The 19,188-nt window shown below is 58.2% G+C and carries 20 protein-coding genes; 14 read left to right on the plus strand and 6 right to left on the minus strand.

What is annotated here, in order from left to right:
* Positions 1-181 precede the first annotated feature (181 nt).
* From ivbL to ABLV11_RS19930, 8 genes are all read left to right on the plus strand, one after another.
* A complete protein-coding gene (gene ivbL, locus ABLV11_RS19895; protein ID WP_004107123.1) occupies positions 182-277 on the plus strand; it encodes an ilvB operon leader peptide IvbL in 96 nt (31 codons plus the stop codon).
* 102 nt (positions 278-379) lie between these two features.
* A complete protein-coding gene (gene ilvB / locus ABLV11_RS19900) occupies positions 380-2,068 on the plus strand; it encodes an acetolactate synthase large subunit (RefSeq protein WP_126487949.1) in 1,689 nt (562 codons plus the stop codon).
* A gap of 3 nt (positions 2,069-2,071) precedes the next feature.
* The gene (gene ilvN / locus ABLV11_RS19905; RefSeq protein WP_004107116.1) at positions 2,072-2,362 is read left to right on the plus strand and encodes an acetolactate synthase small subunit; all 291 of its coding nucleotides are present in this window, start codon (positions 2,072-2,074) and stop codon (positions 2,360-2,362) included.
* Positions 2,363-2,540: 178 nt separating this feature from the next.
* Positions 2,541-3,134 carry a transcriptional regulator UhpA gene (uhpA, locus tag ABLV11_RS19910; RefSeq protein ID WP_004107112.1) on the plus strand — a complete coding sequence of 198 codons (594 nt, stop codon included), beginning with the start codon at positions 2,541-2,543 and terminating at the stop codon, positions 3,132-3,134.
* Positions 3,135-3,151: 17 nt separating this feature from the next.
* Positions 3,152-4,633: a signal transduction histidine-protein kinase/phosphatase UhpB gene (uhpB, locus tag ABLV11_RS19915; RefSeq protein WP_162556709.1), complete on the plus strand. Its 1,482-nt coding sequence runs from the start codon at positions 3,152-3,154 to the stop codon at positions 4,631-4,633.
* Positions 4,634-4,642: 9 nt separating this feature from the next.
* Positions 4,643-5,962, plus strand: a complete 1,320-nt coding sequence (locus tag ABLV11_RS19920) for an MFS transporter (RefSeq protein WP_004107101.1) — start codon at positions 4,643-4,645, stop codon at positions 5,960-5,962.
* A gap of 145 nt (positions 5,963-6,107) precedes the next feature.
* Positions 6,108-7,499 carry a hexose-6-phosphate:phosphate antiporter gene (gene uhpT, locus ABLV11_RS19925; RefSeq protein ID WP_004107098.1) on the plus strand — a complete coding sequence of 464 codons (1,392 nt, stop codon included), beginning with the start codon at positions 6,108-6,110 and terminating at the stop codon, positions 7,497-7,499.
* Between the two features lie 177 nt (positions 7,500-7,676).
* Positions 7,677-8,129, plus strand: a complete 453-nt coding sequence (locus ABLV11_RS19930) for a DUF1198 domain-containing protein (protein ID WP_004116616.1) — start codon at positions 7,677-7,679, stop codon at positions 8,127-8,129.
* An 84-nt stretch (positions 8,130-8,213) separates the two neighbouring features.
* Here the strand turns inward: ABLV11_RS19930 and ABLV11_RS19935 are convergent, their stop codons facing one another.
* Complete coding sequence (locus ABLV11_RS19935; protein ID WP_004116613.1) at positions 8,214-8,537, minus strand: DNA-binding transcriptional regulator; 324 nt, start codon at positions 8,535-8,537, stop codon at positions 8,214-8,216.
* Positions 8,521-8,880: a type II toxin-antitoxin system RelE/ParE family toxin gene (locus ABLV11_RS19940; RefSeq protein ID WP_004107091.1), complete on the minus strand. Its 360-nt coding sequence runs from the start codon at positions 8,878-8,880 to the stop codon at positions 8,521-8,523. Before ABLV11_RS19940 ends, ABLV11_RS19935 begins: the two co-directional genes overlap by 17 nt.
* Before the next feature lie 212 nt (positions 8,881-9,092).
* Here ABLV11_RS19940 and nepI point away from each other — a divergent pair, with 212 nt between their 5' ends.
* A complete protein-coding gene (gene nepI / locus ABLV11_RS19945) occupies positions 9,093-10,274 on the plus strand; it encodes a purine ribonucleoside efflux pump NepI (RefSeq protein WP_004107090.1) in 1,182 nt (393 codons plus the stop codon).
* A 31-nt stretch (positions 10,275-10,305) separates the two neighbouring features.
* Here the strand turns inward: nepI and phnX are convergent, their stop codons facing one another.
* Positions 10,306-11,115, minus strand: coding sequence for a phosphonoacetaldehyde hydrolase (gene phnX / locus ABLV11_RS19950; RefSeq protein WP_032729158.1), 810 nt, complete (start codon positions 11,113-11,115; stop codon positions 10,306-10,308).
* Between the two features lie 9 nt (positions 11,116-11,124).
* Positions 11,125-12,228, minus strand: a complete 1,104-nt coding sequence (phnW, locus tag ABLV11_RS19955) for a 2-aminoethylphosphonate--pyruvate transaminase (RefSeq protein ID WP_004116584.1) — start codon at positions 12,226-12,228, stop codon at positions 11,125-11,127.
* A 140-nt stretch (positions 12,229-12,368) separates the two neighbouring features.
* Between phnW and phnR the strand changes: the two genes are divergently transcribed.
* The 5 genes from phnR to phnV all read left to right on the plus strand — a co-directional run bounded on the left by phnR (position 12,369) and on the right by phnV (position 17,127).
* Positions 12,369-13,088, plus strand: a complete 720-nt coding sequence (phnR, locus tag ABLV11_RS19960) for a phosphonate utilization transcriptional regulator PhnR (RefSeq protein ID WP_004107085.1) — start codon at positions 12,369-12,371, stop codon at positions 13,086-13,088.
* Positions 13,089-13,335: 247 nt separating this feature from the next.
* Entirely contained in the window at positions 13,336-14,349 is a 1,014-nt protein-coding gene (gene phnS / locus ABLV11_RS19965) for a 2-aminoethylphosphonate ABC transporter substrate-binding protein (RefSeq protein ID WP_004107080.1), read from the plus strand.
* Between the two features lie 5 nt (positions 14,350-14,354).
* Entirely contained in the window at positions 14,355-15,467 is a 1,113-nt protein-coding gene (gene phnT, locus ABLV11_RS19970; RefSeq protein WP_004107077.1) for a 2-aminoethylphosphonate ABC transport system ATP-binding subunit PhnT, read from the plus strand.
* Entirely contained in the window at positions 15,467-16,327 is an 861-nt protein-coding gene (phnU, locus tag ABLV11_RS19975) for a 2-aminoethylphosphonate ABC transporter permease subunit (protein ID WP_105889387.1), read from the plus strand. The genes phnT and phnU overlap by 1 nt, the downstream gene beginning before the upstream one ends.
* A 2-nt stretch (positions 16,328-16,329) precedes the next feature.
* The gene (phnV, locus tag ABLV11_RS19980) at positions 16,330-17,127 is read left to right on the plus strand and encodes a 2-aminoethylphosphonate ABC transport system, membrane component PhnV (protein WP_163529136.1); all 798 of its coding nucleotides are present in this window, start codon (positions 16,330-16,332) and stop codon (positions 17,125-17,127) included.
* A gap of 209 nt (positions 17,128-17,336) precedes the next feature.
* Here phnV and ABLV11_RS19985 read toward each other — a convergent pair whose 3' ends face one another.
* Positions 17,337-18,716: a carbohydrate porin gene (locus ABLV11_RS19985; protein WP_163529182.1), complete on the minus strand. Its 1,380-nt coding sequence runs from the start codon at positions 18,714-18,716 to the stop codon at positions 17,337-17,339.
* Between the two features lie 102 nt (positions 18,717-18,818).
* Positions 18,819-19,121 carry a PTS lactose/cellobiose transporter subunit IIA gene (locus ABLV11_RS19990; RefSeq protein ID WP_024274838.1) on the minus strand — a complete coding sequence of 101 codons (303 nt, stop codon included), beginning with the start codon at positions 19,119-19,121 and terminating at the stop codon, positions 18,819-18,821.
* Positions 19,122-19,188 lie beyond the last annotated feature (67 nt).

Genomic DNA, 19,188 nt, shown 5'->3' on the forward strand with positions numbered 1-19,188 from the left:
CCCCCTTACAGGGGGCATTCTCAAAAGCCACCTTCTCAGAAGGTGGTCTTTTACTTTTATCCCGCCGCAAATTAATGTGATCTTCCACGCAGTTTTTCCTGGTTGAAAATAAATCCATTGTGAAATGACAAAAGCTGTGTTTGTATAAATTCATTCCCTTTTTTGAGACAACAGGTCCCTAATGAACGCTACCACGCTGACTTCGACCCTACTACTAACCGCGCCTGCCGCGGTGGTCGTCGTGTCTGTGGTGGTCGTCGTCGGCAACGCGCCGTAGGGTCCGGAACAACACGAATTCCAAACCCCGCCGGCGCAAACCGAGCGGGGTTTTTCGTTTCATGCCCCCCGGTAAGTCGGCCCAGAATAAAAGGACTGGAGCATGGCAAGTTCGGGCACAACATCACAAAAAATGCGCTTCACTGGCGCACAGTTAGTCGTTCATTTACTGGAGCGTCAGGGGATCACTACGGTCAGCGGCATTCCGGGCGGCTCCATCCTTCCGATTTACGATGCGTTAAGTCAAAGCACTCAGATCCGCCATATTCTGGCGCGTCACGAGCAGGGCGCGGGATTTATCGCCCAGGGCATGGCGCGCACCGAGGGCAAACCGGCGGTGTGTATGGCCTGTAGCGGTCCGGGAGCCACTAACCTGATCACCGCTATCGCCGATGCCCGTCTGGATTCGATTCCGCTGGTGTGCATTACCGGCCAGGTTCCGGCCTCAATGATCGGCACCGACGCTTTCCAGGAAGTTGACACCTACGGTATCTCTATCCCCATCACGAAACATAACTATCTGGTACGCAACATTGCTGAGCTGCCGCAGGTGATAAGCGACGCGTTTCGCATCGCGCAGTCCGGGCGACCAGGGCCGGTGTGGATAGATATTCCTAAGGATGTTCAGGCCGCGACCATTGAGCTCGATGCCCTGCCGGAACCCGGCGCCCGTACGGCGGCTCCGATGTTCGATAGCGCCAGCGTGCGTGAAGCGGCGGCGATGATTAACGCCGCGCAGCGTCCGGTGCTCTATCTGGGCGGTGGGGTGATCAACGCGCCTGAGCACATTCGCCAACTGGCGGAAAAAGCCAACCTGCCGACCACCCAGACCCTGATGGCGCTGGGGATGCTCCCGAAAGCGCATCCGCTGTCGCTGGGCATGCTGGGGATGCACGGCGCGCGCAGCACCAATTTTATTTTGCAAGAGGCTGATTTATTGGTTGTTTTAGGGGCGCGTTTTGATGACCGGGCGATTGGTAAAACCGAGCAGTTCTGCCCGAATGCGAAAATTATTCACGTTGATATCGACCGCTCTGAGCTGGGTAAAATCAAACAGCCGCACGTGGCGATTCAGGGCGATGTTGGCGAAGTGCTGGCGCAGCTGCTCCCGCTGGTCGAGGCGCAGCCGCGCAGCGAATGGCTGCAGCTGGTGGCCGATCTGCAGCGGGAGTTCCCCTGCACCATTCCGCAGGAGCAAGACCCGCTTACCCACTATGGCCTGATTAACGCCGTTGCCGCCTGCGTTGACGATGAGGCAATCGTGACCACCGACGTCGGCCAGCACCAGATGTGGGTCGCGCAGGCGTATCCGCTGAACCGTCCGCGCCAGTGGCTGACCTCCGGCGGCCTCGGCACCATGGGCTTTGGTCTGCCTGCCGCGGTAGGCGCGGCGCTGGCTAACCCGCAGCGCAAGGTCATCTGCTTCTCCGGAGACGGCAGCCTGATGATGAACATTCAGGAAATGGCTACCGCGGCGGAAAATCAGCTGGACGTGAAAATTATCCTGATGAATAACGAAGCGCTGGGGCTGGTTTATCAGCAGCAGAGCCTGTTCTATAAGCAGGGCGTATTCGCCGCAACCTATCCTGGCATGGTCAACTTTATGCAGATTGCCGCCGGTTTTGGTCTGCAAACCTGTGATTTAAATAACGAAGCCGACCCGCAGGCGGCGCTGCAGGCGATTATCGACCGCCCGGGTCCGGCGCTGATCCACGTGCGTATCGATGCTGAAGAAAAAGTGTATCCGATGGTACCGCCGGGTGCGGCCAATACTGAAATGGTGGGGGAATAAGCCATGCAACAAGCGACTCATGAAAACGTTATTCTACAGCTCACCGTGCGCAACCATCCCGGCGTGATGACCCACGTTTGCGGCCTGTTTGCCCGCCGCGCATTTAACGTGGAAGGCATTCTTTGTCTGCCGATTCAGGACAGCAACCAGAGCCGCATCTGGTTACTGGTCAACGACGATCAGCGCCTCGGGCAGATGATTAGTCAGATTGAAAAGCTGGAAGACGTTGAGAAAGTGGTACGCAATCAGTCCGATCCCTCCATGTTCAGCAAAATTGCGGTGTTCTTCGAATAATCGCTCGCGGCTTGAACCGCGGCGCGCGATAGACAAAATCACTCAAGCCGCATCAGGGCGGCAAGTATGAGCATCCCCGGGCGCTTACTCAGGTAAGCGACTGGGGGACAGAGGCAGCTTGAAGGATGACGTTTATACCGTTAAGGTAAGCGCGTTTTTTATCCTCCCAGGAATCGCCATGACCACAATCGCCCTTATTGACGATCATCTTATCGTCCGCTCCGGCTTTGCCCAACTGCTGGGTCTGGAAGCCGATTTTCAGGTCGTCGCAGAATTCGGTTCCGGGCGCGAAGCGCTGGCGGGGCTGCCCGGCCGCGGCGTGCAGGTCTGCATCTGCGATATCTCGATGCCGGATATCTCCGGGCTTGAGCTGTTAAGCCAGCTACCGAAAGGAATGGCGATCGTAATGCTGTCGGTGCACGACAGTCCGGCGCTGGTGGAGCAGGCGCTGAACGCCGGCGCGCGCGGTTTTCTCTCCAAGCGCTGCAGCCCGGATGAGCTGATCGCTGCTGTCCGCACCGTGGCGGCCGGCGGCTGCTATCTGACGCCGGATATCGCCATGAAGCTGGCGGCCGGACGACGGGACCCGCTGACCAAACGCGAACGCGAAGTGGCGGAAAAGCTGGCGCAGGGGATGGCGGTAAAGGAGATTGCCGCCGAGCTGGGCCTGTCGCCAAAAACCGTGCACGTTCATCGTGCCAATCTGCTGGAAAAGCTGGGCGTCAGCAACGACGTTGAGCTGGCGCGCCGCATGTTCGATAGCTGGCAATGAACGCCTTTCTCTCCCGGCTGCTCTCGGTTATCGGCTGTTGCTTTATCTTTTCCGCCGCGTGGTTTTGCCTGTGGAGCATCAGCCTGCACCTGGTAGAGCGTGCCGATCTTGCGGTGCTGCTGTTTCCCTTCGGGCTGCGTCTTGGCCTGATGCTGCAGTGCCCGCGCGGCTACTGGCCGGTTCTGCTGGGCGCGGAGTGGCTGCTGATCCTCTGGTTGGCGCAGGAAGTTGCGCTGGCGCACCCGATAATATTGATGACCGGAAGCCTGTTAACCCTGCTGCCGGTGGCGCTGATCTCGCGCTATCGTCAGCAGCGCGACTGGCTCACCCTGCTGCGCCAGGGGGGCGCGCTGATCGCCGCTGCGCTGCTTCAGTCGCTGCCGTGGCTGCTGGAGGGTAAAGAGGGGCTGAACGCGCTGCTGCTGACCCTGACCGGCGGCCTGACGCTGGCCCCCACTTGCCTGGTGATTTGGCACTATCTCACCAGCACCGTCTGGCGGCCGCTGGGGCCATCGCTGGTCTCGCAGCCGGTGAACTGGCGCGGGCGGCATCTTATCTGGTACCTGCTGCTGTTCAGCGTCAGCCTCTGGCTTCAGCTGGGGCTACCCGCCGAGCTCTCACGATTTACGCCCTTCTGCCTGGCGCTGCCGATTATCGCTCTGGCCTGGCATTACGGCTGGCAGGGCGCGCTGATCGCGACCCTGATGAACGCTATCGCGCTGATCGCCAGCCAGACCTGGCACGAACACCCGGTGGATTTATTGCTTTCGCTGCTGGCGCAAAGCCTGACGGGCCTGTTGCTGGGCGCCGGCATTCAGCGGCTGCGCGAGCTGAACCAGTCGCTGCAAAACGAGCTGGTGCGTAACCAGCGGCTGGCGGAACGCCTGCTGGAAACCGAAGAGAGCGTACGTCGCGAGGTCGCCCGCGAGCTGCACGATGATATCGGCCAGACCATTACCGCCATCCGCACCCAGGCGGGGATCGTCCAGCGTCTGGCGCCGAACAGCGCCAGCGTCAGGCAGAGCGGGCAGCTGATTGAACAGCTTTCGCTCGGCGTCTATGATTCGGTGCGCCGCCTGCTGGGCCGCCTGCGCCCGCGCCAACTGGACGATCTGACGCTTGAGCAGGCGGTTCGCTCGCTGATGCGCGAAATGGAGCTGGAGGATCGCGGTATGGTCAGCCATCTGGAGTGGCGTATTGATGAGTCGCTGCTGAGTGAAAACCAGCGAGTCACCCTGTTCCGCGTTTGTCAGGAGGGGCTGAATAATATTGTCAAACACGCCAGCGCCAGCGCCGTCACGCTGCAGGGCTGGCAGCAGGAGCAGCGGCTGATGCTGGTGCTGGAGGACGACGGCTGCGGCCTGCCGCCGGGCTCCGGTCAGCAGGGCTTTGGCCTCACCGGCATGCGCGAACGCGTCAGCGCGCTGGGCGGCACCTTAACCATCTCCTGCACCCACGGCACCCGCGTTTGCGTCAGCCTGCCGCTGCGCTACGCCTGAGGAACGACGATGTTTGCATTTTTGAAATCTCCGCCCGATGCTCCGCCGATTACCGATAAACAGGCGCTGGACGAGCGCTACCGCTACTGGCGTCGACATATTCTGCTGACCATCTGGCTGGGCTATGCGCTGTTTTATTTTACGCGTAAAAGCTTTAATGCCGCCGTGCCGGAAATCCTCGCCAGCAACGTACTGACGCGTAGCGATATCGGCCTGCTGGCAACGCTGTTCTACATCACCTACGGGCTATCGAAGTTTTTCTCCGGTATCGTCAGCGACCGCTCTGATGCTCGCTATTTTATGGGGATTGGTCTGGTCGCCACCGGCGTAGTGAATATCCTGTTTGGCTTTTCCACTTCGCTGTGGGCCTTCGCGCTGCTGTGGGCCCTGAACGCCTTCTTCCAGGGCTGGGGGTCGCCGGTGTGCGCGCGTCTGCTGACGGCCTGGTATTCGCGTACCGAACGCGGCGGCTGGTGGGCGTTGTGGAACACGGCGCATAACGTCGGCGGGGCGCTGATCCCGATGGTGGTTGGCGCGGCGGCGCTGCACTACGGCTGGCGAACGGGAATGATGATTGCCGGCATGCTGGCGATCCTCGCCGGGCTGTTTCTCTGCTGGCGGCTGCGCGACCGGCCGCAGGCGGTAGGGCTGCCCGCAGTAGGCGACTGGCGTCACGATGAACTGGAGATTGCCCAGCAGCAGGAAGGGGTAGGGCTGACCCGCAAAGAGATCCTCACCAAATACGTGCTGTTGAATCCCTATATCTGGCTGCTCTCGCTGTGCTACGTGCTGGTATATGTAGTGCGCGCAGCGATTAACGACTGGGGCAATCTCTATATGTCGGAAACGCTCGGCGTCGATCTGGTCACGGCGAATTCTGCGGTCACCATGTTCGAGGTAGGCGGTTTTATCGGCGCGCTGGTGGCGGGCTGGGGCTCGGATAAGCTGTTTAACGGCAATCGCGGGCCGATGAACCTGATTTTCGCCGCCGGGATTTTGCTGTCGGTCGGCGGCCTGTGGCTGATGCCGTTCGCCAGCTACGTGATGCAGGCGGCCTGTTTCTTTACCGCCGGCTTTTTCGTTTTTGGCCCGCAGATGCTGATTGGCATGGCGGCGGCGGAGTGCTCGCACAAAGAGGCGGCGGGGGCGGCAACCGGCTTTGTCGGGCTGTTTGCCTATCTTGGCGCGTCTCTCTCCGGCTGGCCGCTGGCGCAGGTCATGGAGATCTGGCACTGGAGCGGTTTTTTCGTGGTCATCGCCATCGCTGCCGGCATCTCCGCTCTGCTGCTGCTGCCGTTTCTAAATGCCCAGGCGCCGCGAGAAGCGTGATCTGCCTCACCTTTCTCCGCCGAATGGCGTAAAACTAAGAAATTTTCCCGGTTTCGCCTGGACGCTGTCTCAGGCGGGTCTTCCGGCTGATTTTTACAATGCCTGCTATTCGCAGGTAGTAAATCAGCTCAGGAGTCACTCAATCATGCTGGCCTTCTTAAACCAGGTGCGCAAGCCTACCCTGGACCTGCCGCTCGAAGCGCGGCGCAAAATGTGGTTCAAACCGTTCATGCAGTCGTATCTGGTGGTTTTCATCGGCTATCTGACCATGTACCTGATCCGCAAAAACTTTAATATCGCGCAGAACGACATGATCTCCACCTACGGGTTGAGCATGACGCAGCTGGGGATGATCGGCCTCGGGTTCTCTATCACCTATGGCGTGGGTAAAACGCTGGTTTCTTACTACGCAGACGGTAAAAACACCAAGCAGTTCCTGCCGTTTATGCTGATCCTCTCGGCCATTTGTATGCTCGGCTTCAGCGCCAGCATGGGCGCGGGGTCGACCAGCCTGTTCCTGATGATCGCCTTCTACGCCCTGAGCGGCTTTTTCCAGAGCACTGGCGGGTCGTGCAGCTATTCGACTATTACCAAGTGGACGCCCCGCCGTAAACGCGGCACCTTCCTCGGCTTCTGGAATATCTCTCACAACCTCGGCGGCGCCGGCGCGGCGGGCGTGGCGCTGTTTGGCGCGAACTACCTGTTCGACGGCCACGTCATCGGGATGTTTATCTTCCCGTCGATTATTGCGCTAATCGTCGGTTTTATCGGCCTGCGCTTCGGCAGCGACTCCCCGGAATCTTACGGTCTCGGTAACGCCGAAGAGCTGTTTGGCGAAGAGATCAGCGAAGAGGATAAAGAGACGGAAGAGAACGCCATGACCAAATGGCAGATCTTTGTCGAGTACGTGCTGAAGAATAAAGTCATCTGGCTGCTGTGTTTCTCCAACATCTTTCTGTACGTGGTGCGCATCGGCATTGACCAGTGGTCCACCGTTTACGCTTTCCAGGAGCTGAAGCTCTCCAAAGAAGTGGCGATTCAGGGCTTTACCCTTTTTGAAGTAGGCGCGCTGGTCGGCACGCTGCTATGGGGCTGGCTGTCGGATCTGGCAAACGGTCGTCGGGCGCTGGTAGCCTGCATTGCGCTGGCGCTGATTATCGCCACCCTTGGGGTTTATCAGCACGCCAGTAACCAGTACGTTTATCTCGCATCGCTGTTTGCGCTGGGTTTCCTGGTTTTTGGCCCGCAGCTGCTGATCGGCGTTGCCGCAGTAGGCTTTGTGCCGAAAAAAGCGATTGGCGCAGCCGACGGGATCAAGGGCACCTTTGCCTATCTGATCGGCGATAGCTTCGCCAAGCTCGGCCTCGGGATGATCGCCGACGGAACGCCGATTTTTGGCCTCACCGGCTGGGCGGGGACCTTTGCGGCGCTGGATGCGGCGGCAATTGGCTGCATCTGCCTGATGGCCATCGTTGCGGTGTTTGAAGAACGTAAAATCCGCCGTCAGAAAAAGACACAAACTTTGCAGACTGCCTGAGTCATTGGGTGTGAGTCACTTTGCCCGGCCTTTGCGCCGGGCTTTTTTATACCTCTTGCCGGGCGGTTTGATGATAGCGAGACGAGGTCGCGATAAGTCACATTCTGGTACCACCGACAGTCGACAGCGGGCAATTTCCCATTATGATAGTGGTGCTGCGATTGAATGAGAGGATGCATGATCTGGTTAGGACTGGCCACGCTGATAGTGGTATTTGTTGTGGGATTTCGGGTGCTTACCTCTGATTCACGCCGTGCGATTCGCCGTCTGAGCGAACGGTTAGGCATTACGCCGGTACCGCTGGAATCGATGATCGATCAGCTGGGAAAAACGGCCGGTAACGAGTATCTGCGCTACCTGGAACGGCCGAATGAAGCGCATTTGCAAAATGCCGCTCAGGTGCTGCTGATTTGGCAGACTGCTATCGTCGACGGCAGCGAGCAGAACCTGCATTACTGGTATCGGTTGATGAAAAAGGCCCGCCTCGCGGCGCCAATTACCGAAGCGCAAATTCGCCTCGCACAAGGTTTCCTTCGCGAGCTGGAGCCGGAAGTGAGCGAGCTGCACGCTTTACAGGAGCGCTATAACACGCTGTTTTTACCCGAAGATGGGGTCCACTGGCTACACTGATAGCGCTTCCCTGTGCACTGTTGGCTTCGTTAAAACTCATCCTGACGAGACCAACTATGCAAAAGTCATCACCTCAAAGTGGCATCATGCCAGCACTTCTAACCCATGTTTTTGCACGATATTGAGTAATTTCAATGCCAGCCCACCGGGGCGTTTTGCCCCGCTTTCCCATTTTTGGACCGTGGACACGCTGGTGTTCAGATAGCGGGCAAAAACCGGCTGACTGACGTTGAGTTGGTCACGTAGAGCCTTAATTTCACCAGGTTGGAAATCGCTTACGCGGCTGATGCATGTTTCATCAAAGCTGCGCATCGTCTCCTGCGCGATCGCATCAACACTGTATAAACCTGCGGCAGCGCTATGGATAGCTTCAAAGGCGGGGCTTTTGAATTTAGTTTTTGCAGTCATGACAAATCTCCACCAATTCTTTTCTCTTAACCAATGCCGCCATTTTCTCCTCGCTGAGAAGGGAATAATGCCTGGCTAACTCACGGAACGCCGCGAGTTCTCGGTTATCGATATTGGCGATATCCTGTTTGGCGTATAAAAATGTGTAAAACCAATGCTCAGCACCCTTTGCCAGGATGATTGCGCGATCGCGATTTTTATTAAGGCGTTTTTTGTAAACGCCGCCACCAAGGTTATCTACTTTTCCCTGGAGAGTGGCTTCAATCGCTTTGCAAAGTTCGTCGTCATCAATCGCATGAGCCCGGGCTTCCCTGGTAAACCATTTTGTTTTAAAAATACGCATTGGCTGACATCCTGTAACCATAAATATAGCACCAAGTGCTATGTTATTTCTTCCTCTTACTGTTACGGAATACCTAAAAACGTGATTTTCCGGTTATGCGAGCAGCTACGCAGGTACTTTGCAAAGCCTGAAAAGTTGTCAAAACGTTAAATTCGTCACATTTTAAATGTTACACTGCGCGGCTCCTCCGTATTCAACCATGCAGGTAACTTATGACTCCTTCGAATGCCTCTGCGCCGCAGGCTAATCAGGCGGCGCGACCCAACTGGTCGGCGGTTTTTGCGGTGGCCTTCTGCGTTGCCTGCCTGATTACCGTTGAGTTCCTGCCGGTAAGCCTGCTTACGCCGATGGCGCAGGATTTGGGCATCTCAGAAGGCGTTGCCGGGCAGTCGGTCACCACCACCGCGTTTGTGGCGATGTTTGCCAGCCTGTTTATCACCTCGATCATCCGCAGTACCGATCGTCGCTACGTGGTGATTCTGTTTTCCGTCCTGCTGACCGTCTCTTGTCTGCTGGTCTCCTTTGCCAACAGTTTCTCCTTGCTTCTGGTGGGGCGCGCCTGCCTTGGGCTGGCGCTGGGCGGTTTTTGGGCGATGTCGGCGTCGCTCACCATGCGACTGGTGCCGATGCGCGTGGTGCCCAAAGCGCTGTCGGTCATTTTCGGCGCGGTATCGATAGCGCTGGTGATCGCCGCGCCGCTCGGCAGCTTCCTCGGCGGGATTATCGGCTGGCGTAACGTCTTTAACGCCGCCGCGGTGATGGGCGTGGTCTGTACGATTTGGGTGTTGAAGGCGCTGCCCTCTTTGCCTGGCGAGTCGACCTCGGCGCAGCAAAATATGTTTGGCCTGTTAAAGCGCCCCGGCGTAATGGCCGGGATGTGCGCCATCTTTATGGCCTTCGCCGGCCAGTTCGCCTTCTTTACCTATATTCGCCCGGTGTATATGACGCTGGCGGGCTTTGACGTTGACGGCCTGACGCTGGTGCTGTTGAGCTTCGGTATCGCCAGCTTCGTCGGCACCTCGCTCTCTTCGATGCTGCTCAAACGATCGGTGAAAGCGGCGCTGGCGGTTGCCCCGGTGGTGCTGGCCATCAGCGCGGCGGTGCTGGTGCTGTGGGGGGAGAGTAAAATCGTGGCGTCGGCGGTGGCCGTTATCTGGGGTTTTGCCTTCGCGCTGGTGCCGGTTGGCTGGTCAACGTGGATCACCCGCTCCCTGTCCGATCAGGCGGAAAAAGCCGGTTCGATTCAGGTGGCGGTGATCCAGCTGGCCAATACCTGCGGCGCAGCGGTGGGCGGCGTGGCGCTGGACCACCTTGGTCTGCTCTCGCCGCTGGTCCTCTCCGGTACATTAATGCTGCTCACCGGTGTACTGGTGGCGACGAAAGTACGGGTGTAATCGGCCGCAGTCAGGCGAACCGTCAATAAATCTACGGGCGTTCGCCCTGCGCCAGGCGACGGTTGATGTCGGCAATGACGCCCGGTAAATCCGCCAGCGTATCCACGACGTAATGCGCCCCGGCGGCGGACAGCTTCCCGGCGGCGTGCTCGCGGCGGGCGGCGATCTCTTCGGCGCTCATCTGCTGATATTCCTCCCAGCTGGCGCCGAATTCGTTACCGGAAACCGCCAGACCCACGCTCCACATCCCGGCGGTTAATCCTTCGGTAATGCCGGGAGCGGAATCATCAACCTTGACGCAGTGGGCTACCGAGTCGATGCCGAGGACAATGACGTTCTGCAAAGCCATCCATGGTCCCGGCCGTCCCCCGACGGCGAGGTCGTCCGTCGCTACCCAGTGGTCAGGCGCATAGCCCTGCGCGGCGGCGGCCGGCGCCAGCTTTTCCATCACCGGACGCGGATAGCCGGAACAGGAGCCAATTTTTATACCTTCGGCGCGCAGCGCGGCAATGGTGTCGACAACCCCGGCGATTGGCGCAGAAAAATCGACGACTTTAGCAATCTGCAGCGGCATAAACGCGGCATAGATCGCATCGATATCGGCAGCGTTCATCGCGCGGCCAAACTTCGCCTGCCAGCGGGCGTCCACGGAGGGGAGTTTCCCCAGCGCTGCAATATGCTGCCATTTGCCGAGACCCATCGGCACCCTGGCTTCTTCGAGTGTAATCTCCACAGCAAAAGCCTGACGGAAGGCCTCAACGAAAATCTGCGTCGGCGCGAAGGAGCCAAAGTCGACGGTGGTGCCTGCCCAATCAAGAATAACGGCGTTAATACGGTTCATGATGGTTCCTTAGCGTTGCCAGTACATGGCGTTTTTAATGGCCGCCAGCAGGGCGGTGATGTCGGCGTCGTACACTTCGCCAATGTTGCCGATACGGAAGCAGTCGCTTTGCGACACCTTGCCCGGGTAGATCACGAAACCCTGCTCTTTAAGCCGCTGATAGAAATCCTTAAAGCGATACTGCGGCGCATCCGGGGAGTAAAACGCGGTGATGATCGGCGAGTGCAGGCTATCGTTGAGCAGCGGCTGAAAGCCTAATGCGCGCATTCCGGCCACCAGACGCTGCTGGTTAGCGCAGTATCGCTGGTGACGCGCGCTCACGCCGCCTTCCTCCGCCAGTTCTTTTAACGCCTGGGCAAAGGCCAGCACGGTATGAGTCGGTGAAGTAAAGCGCCACTTGCCGTGGTTATCCTCCATGCAGCGCCACTGGGCGTAGAGATCCAGCGACAGCGAGCGCGAGCGGCCCTGACAGTTTGCCAGTTCCGCCTCCCGGGCAATGACGAAGGCGAAGCCGGGCACACCCTGAATGCATTTGTTGGCGGAGCTGATCAGATAGTCAATGTTCAGCGCGGCGACGTCCATGGGAATGCCGCCGAAGCTGCTCATGGCATCGACGATGTAGCGTTTGTCGTACCGTTTTGCCAGCGCCGCCACCGCTTCGATCGGGTTGAGCATACCGGTTGTCGTTTCGCAATGGACCATAGCGATATGGGTGATCGCCGGGTCGGTTTGCAGGATCCGTTCGATCGCTGCAGCGTCCGGTCGCGCGACTTCACCGCAGTCGTAAGGGTGGTGCGCAATGTTCAACAGTTTCGCCATCTCGATCATGCGCGCGCCGTAGGCGCCATTGCTGATAATCAAAATCTTGTCCTGCACGCCGATCGCGCTGCCGAGCACTGCCTCAACCGCGTAGCTACCGCTGCCTTGCAGCAGTACTGAAGTGTAGCCGTCGGCGGGCGTCGCCAGTTCCACCAGCCGTTGGCGGATGGCCTGAACCACGCCGAGATTGTAGTCATCGTCCCAGGTACAGCTGTCGAACAGCATCGCCTCTTTTACCGTACGGGAAGTGGTCAGTGGGCCGGGGGTCAGCAGCAGATAATTGCGTGGAGTCATCTATTTCACCATTTGGTCTATACCAGATACTTTTTATAATGGCGATCGTCTGCGGAAAAGGTCAAAGGGAAAGTGGCGCTGCAACAAAAAATTCATCTGGTTATGTATAATGAGCGCATCAAATTTGGCCGCGAGCGAACATGAAATCACCCTCTGGCGAGACGCCACAGTATCTGCTGATCAAGGCGCAGCTACAGGCGCGTATTCAAAACGGCGCGTTGAAGAGCGGCGATAAACTGCCTTCCGAGCGCGAGCTATGCGCGCTGTTCAATACCACGCGTATTACGGTGCGCGAGAGCCTGGCGCAGCTTGAGGCCAGCGGCGTGATTTATCGCGCCGACCGCCGCGGCTGGTTTGTCACGCCGGAGCGGCTTTGGCTGGATCCGACGCAAAATACCAACTTCCATAAGCTGTGCCTGGAACAGGGGCGGGAGCCGAAAACGGTGCTGCTGGACGGGCGTTTAACCGCCGTTCCGCTGGACGTTATGGCGCCGCTGGCGCTGCAGCCATTCGATCAGGTTTACCTGCTCACCCGTCTGCGTTATGCCGACGGGCGGGCGATTTGCTACTGTGAAAACCACTGTCTGCCCGCCAGGGTTCCCGAGCTGCTGCGCCACGATTTAAACGGCAGCCTGACCGAGATTTATCAGACCCGCTATGACCTGATATATACCAGTATGCATCTGTCGTTCTGGCCCACCTCGATGCCGCCCCAGGCCGCGGAAGCCCTGGGGGTGATGGAAGGGCGTCCGGCGCTGCTGCTGCGCCGGCTCAACTACGATCAACACGGGCGAATTCTCGATTACGATATCGAGTACTGGCGTCACGACAGCCTGCGCATCGAAGTCGATACCCATTGATTTTATGGGTCCTGTCCGAGCATTTTCCCCGGGTTGCGGCTGGCGCCTTACCCGGGCTACGGATTCACCGCCGTCTGCGGACGGGTAGCCCGGACAGGCGCGTCAAGCGCCGCCTCCGGGAGCGGTATATCTCCCTCCGTTTAACCCTTTCGCCACACTTCATTCATCGTTTTGTCATAAAGCCCCGGTAGCGTGAACATCAATCTGGTATAGACCATAAAGATCACCATCCGAAGAGGCTGATACGATGAAACTCTCCCGACTTGCTCTGTTAACCGTTACCGTACTCGCCAGCGCCCCGGTGTGGTCCGCTGACGTTGTCACCGTTTATTCCGCCGACGGCCTGCACGACGGCGACAACAGCTGGTATCAGAACCAGTTTGCCGCTTTTACGAAGGCAACGGGCATCAAGGTGCAGTACGTGGAAGGCGGTTCCGGAGCGATTGTCGAACGGCTGGCAAAAGAGCGCACCAATCCGCAGGCGGACGTGCTGGTGACGGTGCCGCCGTTTATCCAGCGCGCCGCCAAAGAACAATTACTGGCCGAATTTAAGCCGCAGGGCAGCGACCAGATCCCCGGCGTACACGACCGCTACTCGCCGCTGGTGAACAACTATCTGACCTTTATCTATAACAGCAGGCTGCTGAAAACCGCGCCGGCCAGCTGGCAGGATCTGCTCGATAGCCGTTTCAGGAACAAGCTGCAGTACTCGACGCCGGGACAGGCGGGCGACGGTACGGCGGTCATGCTGCAGGCGTTCCACAGCCTGGGCAGCAAAGATGCGGGGTTCGATTATCTGGGTAAACTCCAGACCAACAACGTCGGACCATCGGCTTCTACCGGTAAGCTGACCGCGCTGGTCAATAAAGGTGAGCTGTACGTCGCTAACGGCGATCTGCAAATGAACCTGTCGCAGATGGCGCGTAATCCGCATGTGCAAATCTTCTGGCCCGCAGACGCTAAAGGCGAACGCAGCGCGCTGGCGCTGCCCTATACCATCGGTCTGGTGCAAAACGGCCCGAACGGTGAAAACGGTAAAAAGCTGATTAACTTCCTGCTCGATAAGCCCGCTCAGGCCAGCGTTAGCGCGCTCTCCTGGGGGCTGCCGGCGCGCAGCGACGTGACGCCGGAAGACGCTAACTTTAAAGCGGCGAAAGCGGCGCTTAACGGCGTGAAAAGCTGGGAACCCAACTGGGACGAGGTTGCGGCTTCACTGTCGGCGGATATTGCCCGCTGGCATCAAGTCACCGACAGCGAGTAAGCGTGATGTTAATGAAAACAACCGTCGCTCATCCCCCGTCGTCGACGGGAACGTCCGGGATCACTCTCGACTCGCTGCGCGTTTCTTATCACGGCAACGTGGTGCTGAAGCCGCTGACCTTAACTATTGAACCGGGTGAAGTGCTGGCGCTGATCGGTCCATCCGGATCCGGAAAAACCACGGTGCTGCGGGCGATAGCCGGATTTGTACAGCCGGCGGGCGGGCGGATTTTGCTGGGCGATACGGATGTCACCCACCTGCCGCCGTATCAACGCGGCCTTGGCATGGTGGTGCAAAACTACGCCCTGTTTCCGCATATGAAGGTAGAAGATAACGTCGCCTTCGGCCTGCGGGCGCAGAAGCAGCCGAAAACGGAGATAGCTGCACGCGTCAAAGACGCCCTGAAAATCGTCGGCATGGCGGATTACGCCAGCCGCTATCCGCACCAGCTATCCGGCGGCCAGCAACAGCGCGTCGCGATTGCCCGCGCCATCGCCGTACGTCCGCGGGTCTTGCTGCTTGATGAGCCGCTCTCGGCGCTGGATGCGCAAATCCGTCACAACATGGTAGAGGAAATTGCCCGCCTGCACCGCGAACTGCCGGAACTCACAATTCTCTACGTTACCCACGATCAGACCGAAGCCCTGACCCTGGCGGACAAGATTGGCATCATGAAAGACGGCTCGCTCATTGCCCATGGCGAAACCCATCAGCTTTACCACTATCCGCCTAATCGTTTCACCGCCGAGTTTCTCGGACGCGCCAATATCCTGCAGGCGACGGCGCTGAAAGATACCGCAGGGCCTGGCCTGGTCAGCGTCAGCTGCGGCGGTGGATTGATTACCGCTTTCAGCCGCGGCGGTCAGCACGGCAATAATAAGCTGCTGTGTATTCGTCCGCAGCATATGAGCCTCGCGCCGCGAACGGCCACCAGCAACCGACTTAACGCTACCCTGCAGTCGGTGCACTGGCAGGGCGATTTGACCCACCTGCTATGCGACGTGGCCGGGGAGGCGGTGCGCATTGTGATGACCCACGTGGATCCGCTGCCGCGGGCCGGCGACAGGCTGGCGCTCTATTTTGAACCCAACGATGCGGTCCTGATTGAGGTGTCATAATGTCGCAGATCCTAACGCTCCCGCGTCGCTCTGTTCAGCTGCGGCCCTTACTGTGGCTTCTGCCGCCGCTGCTGGTGCTGGCGACCCTGTTTTTCTATCCGCTGCTGCTGATCGGCGAACAGGCGCTACGTGATGCCAGCGGTCACCTGAGCCTTGAAACCTTCTGGCAGGTCGTGGGATCCCGGCGCTTTATCAACGCGTTGCTCAATACGATGCAAATCGCGGTCTTCGCCACCCTGGGCTGCCTGCTGCTCGGCAGCGTCCTGGCGCTGATTCTGGTGTTTATTCCCTTTCCCGGCAGCCAGTTGATCAGCCGGGTGATTGATACCTTTATTGCCCTGCCGACCTTTCTCATTACCCTGGCGTTTACTTTTATCTACGGCTCCGCGGGTTTGCTGAACGGCGCGCTAATGTCGCTATTGTCTTTCGAACTGCCGCCGATCGATTTTCTTTATTCCATTCAGGGCGTGATTCTGGCGGAAATCACCGTTTTCACGCCTCTGGTGATGCGTCCGCTGATGGCCGGATTGCGGCAGATTGATAAAAGCCAGCTAGAGGCGGCGAGTATTCTCGGCGCGCATCCGCTGCGGGTTATCGGCCAGGTGATTTTCCCGGCGGCGCTGCCAGCGCTGATGGCGGGCGGTAGCCTGTGCCTGCTGCTGACGACTAACGAGTTCGGTATCGTACTGTTTATCGGCGCCAAAGGCGTGAATACGCTGCCGATGATGGTGTACAGCAAGGCTATTCTCGAATCGGATTACAGCCAGGCCTGCATGATTGCCCTGATAAATATTCTGCTGTCGCTGGGACTGTTTATAATCTATCGCGTGGCCGCCGCGCGTACCGGCGTGAGGAGCTAACGATGTTGATTTGGTCGCGTAAAGGCCGCGTGGCGGCGGGCGCGCTGGCGGCAACGCTGTTTGCCGGATTCTTCTTCCTGCCGCTGGCGGTGATTTTGATGTCCAGCCTGAGCCAGCAGTGGAACGGCCTGCTGCCGTCCGGTTTTACCCTTGGGCACTTTGTGAACGCCTTTCGCGGGGCTGCGTGGGATGCGCTCTTTTCCAGCCTGATGGTTGGATTTTGCGCCAGCCTGTTCGCTCTGCTGTGCGGCACGTGGGCTGCGCTGGCTCTGCGCCAGCACGGCGCGAAGCTGCAAAAATATCTTGGGCTGGCGTTCTATTTACCGAGCGCCATTCCTTCGGTATCGGTGGGTTTAGGCATTCTGGTGGCTTTCAGCCAGGGGCCGCTACAAATGAACGGTACTTTCTGGATCGTGCTGGCGGCGCACTTCGTGCTGATTTCTGCGTTTACCTTCAGCAACGTCTCCACCGGTCTGACGCGGATTTCCGCCGATATTGAAAGCGTCGCCTCCAGCCTCGGGGCATCGCCGTGGTATCGCCTGCGCCATGTCACGCTGCCGCTCATGGCTCCGTGGATGATCTCCGCGCTGGCGCTGAGCCTGTCGCTGTCGATGGGGGAGCTGGGCGCGACGGTGATGATCTATCCGCCGGGCTGGACGACGCTGCCGGTGACGATTTTCAGCCTCACCGATCGCGGCAATATTGCCGATGGTTCGGCGCTGACCATCGTGCTGGTGGGCATCACGCTGCTGCTGATGATTAAGCTTGAGCGCATTGCCCGCCGGATGAGCCAGAGGTAATCATCACATCGGGCGACGGATTCACCGTGGCTCGGTAGGGAAGCCCGGGTAAGGCGTTACGCCGCCACCCGGGGAATACGCCGGGATAAATATATCGATGCGGCTTCTTCCCGGCTCGCGCTGCGCTTAGCCGGGCTACAGGTTCACCGTTGTCTGCGGTTCGGTAGCCCGGATAAGGCGACAGCCGCCATCCGGACGGCTTCACAAGCTTAGAACCACGCTTCAAACATGCCGCCAACGTTCAGCGAATCCAGCTGTTCGTCTTTGGTGCCGTTGACCTTTGCGGTGCGCTTGTTATCTACCTGACCGCCGGTTACGTAGAAGCGCAGCATCGGGCGGAACTCCGGCCCCATACCGATGGCGATATTCTGCGACAGCGTCAGCTTCCAGCCGTGGTTATCGCCGCCCTGGTCGTAATCGACGCGCTGATAGCCCGCTTCCAGCCAGGTGGAGTGGACATCGTTCCAGAAGTACATTGGACGGACAATGGCGCCGTAGTTTTTACGATTGTCGGTATTGTCTTTACCGTTGTCATAGTCGTGGAAGGCCAGCAGATATTCGAGCTGCGCCTGCTGGGTGAATTTATGCAGCCCTTCAAAGCTGGCATAGATAGCGGTGAGATCGTCGGTCTTGTTATAGACGCTGTTATCCGAGTTGTCGGAGTAGCGCAGAATCACTTTATTGACGCCGCTGTCGTTGGTGTGGCTCAGCACCAGCCCGCCCTGCCAGGCTTCGAGACGCTCGTCGCTGTCTACCGCTTTCGAATCGAAACCGTAGTTGGCGTAAACCTCAACGTCGATCGGCCCGGCTTTAAGATTATGGGTTTTAGTGGTCAGCGCATAGTGGCCATCATCGCCGGTTCCGGAGCCGCCTGTACAGGTGATGCGCGACGGGTTAGCTTCGTCGGCCATCACTTCCGGGCTACAGGATTCCACCTGCGACACCGCCGCCACGTCAAACTGTACGCCGCCGATATCAAAGTTTTTCACCCCGGCGCCCTGGCCGTCGTGGTTCATCCAGAAGTAGTCGTTAATCCCCTGTTGCGGGCGCTGATGGAAGTCGCGGCCGGCCCAGATATAGGCGTTGGGGTTAGACTCCAGCACGTTGGTAACGCCGACGTAGGCTTTTTTCAGGTTAACTTCGTCGCTCCAGTGGTCAAACATGACGTTGATATCCCAGATCGCGCCTTGACTGCTCTTAAAGGCTTTGGTTATCTGAAATTCGCCGCCGTTGCCTTCGTTGCCTAAACGACCGATCGCCGAGGCGCCGTTATAGGAACCATCCACGCCGACAAACTTCTGATCGCCGGTCTGGAACTGCGCGCCGTAGCGGGCGTAGCCGCTGAACTTCAGGCCGAAGGGGATCGCCATATCCGGCGTGGCTGCGGTGGTCTGCGGGTTGGTAATGACGTCCACTTTTTTATCGGCGGCGGCATCGATTTTCGCCTGGCGTTCGGCCAGGGCTTTATCGACGGCTTTGGCGACAATGGCGTCGATCTGTTCCTGAGTAAATTCTTGTGCAAATACGGAAACTGGGCACAGCGCGGCGACGACCGCCATGGTTAATGGCAGTATTTTTACAGTTTTCATCATTATCTCGCTTTTAGTAATTTATATATTTAGATAATAGCTATCCCGCCAGGATAAGCTGGTTTATTTATTCCGGGTACAGTTGCTAAATATTGATATAAATTAACGCTGGTATAAATGAATAAGCTCTTCTGAAAATTCACGCGCGAGCAGCGAATTCATCAGATGGTCCTGAGCATGCACCATAATGAGGGTCATCGGCTGGCGCGCTTGGCCCGCATCCTGCTCGATAAGCTGGGTCTGCATCTGGTGCGCCCGACGGGCGTAGCCATCGGCTTCATTCAGCAGCAAGCGCGCTTCATCTATATTACCGCTACGGGCACAATGCAGCGCTTCAAAACATAATGAGCGTGACTGTCCCGCATTAACGATAATTTCCATTACCGCATCTTCTAGTTCAATCATAATAGTTCCTGAGGTCATTAACCTTATTATTTAAATAATGCAGTGAAAATCCCTTTTCCACATTATT

Source organism: Klebsiella sp. GW_Kp181 (assembly GCF_040062315.1).
Taxonomy (GTDB): Bacteria; Pseudomonadota; Gammaproteobacteria; order Enterobacterales; family Enterobacteriaceae; genus Klebsiella; species Klebsiella oxytoca.

Bases quoted from the DNA above. Each gene is read 5' to 3' on its own strand.
- ivbL (WP_004107123.1), top strand. From the start codon at position 182: ATGAACGCTACCACGCTGACTTCGACCCTACTACTAACCGCGCCTGCC.
- ilvB (WP_126487949.1), top strand. From the start codon at position 380: ATGGCAAGTTCGGGCACAACATCACAAAAAATGCGCTTCACTGGCGCA.
- ilvN (WP_004107116.1), top strand. From the start codon at position 2,072: ATGCAACAAGCGACTCATGAAAACGTTATTCTACAGCTCACCGTGCGC.
- uhpA (WP_004107112.1), top strand. From the start codon at position 2,541: ATGACCACAATCGCCCTTATTGACGATCATCTTATCGTCCGCTCCGGC.
- ABLV11_RS19920 (WP_004107101.1), top strand. From the start codon at position 4,643: ATGTTTGCATTTTTGAAATCTCCGCCCGATGCTCCGCCGATTACCGAT.
- uhpT (WP_004107098.1), top strand. From the start codon at position 6,108: ATGCTGGCCTTCTTAAACCAGGTGCGCAAGCCTACCCTGGACCTGCCG.
- ABLV11_RS19930 (WP_004116616.1), top strand. From the start codon at position 7,677: ATGATCTGGTTAGGACTGGCCACGCTGATAGTGGTATTTGTTGTGGGA.
- ABLV11_RS19935 (WP_004116613.1), bottom strand. From the start codon at position 8,537: ATGACTGCAAAAACTAAATTCAAAAGCCCCGCCTTTGAAGCTATCCAT.
- ABLV11_RS19940 (WP_004107091.1), bottom strand. From the start codon at position 8,880: ATGCGTATTTTTAAAACAAAATGGTTTACCAGGGAAGCCCGGGCTCAT.
- nepI (WP_004107090.1), top strand. From the start codon at position 9,093: ATGACTCCTTCGAATGCCTCTGCGCCGCAGGCTAATCAGGCGGCGCGA.
- phnX (WP_032729158.1), bottom strand. From the start codon at position 11,115: ATGAACCGTATTAACGCCGTTATTCTTGATTGGGCAGGCACCACCGTC.
- phnW (WP_004116584.1), bottom strand. From the start codon at position 12,228: ATGACTCCACGCAATTATCTGCTGCTGACCCCCGGCCCACTGACCACT.
- phnR (WP_004107085.1), top strand. From the start codon at position 12,369: ATGAAATCACCCTCTGGCGAGACGCCACAGTATCTGCTGATCAAGGCG.
- phnS (WP_004107080.1), top strand. From the start codon at position 13,336: ATGAAACTCTCCCGACTTGCTCTGTTAACCGTTACCGTACTCGCCAGC.
- phnT (WP_004107077.1), top strand. From the start codon at position 14,355: ATGTTAATGAAAACAACCGTCGCTCATCCCCCGTCGTCGACGGGAACG.
- phnU (WP_105889387.1), top strand. From the start codon at position 15,467: ATGTCGCAGATCCTAACGCTCCCGCGTCGCTCTGTTCAGCTGCGGCCC.
- phnV (WP_163529136.1), top strand. From the start codon at position 16,330: ATGTTGATTTGGTCGCGTAAAGGCCGCGTGGCGGCGGGCGCGCTGGCG.
- ABLV11_RS19985 (WP_163529182.1), bottom strand. From the start codon at position 18,716: ATGAAAACTGTAAAAATACTGCCATTAACCATGGCGGTCGTCGCCGCG.
- ABLV11_RS19990 (WP_024274838.1), bottom strand. From the start codon at position 19,121: ATGATTGAACTAGAAGATGCGGTAATGGAAATTATCGTTAATGCGGGA.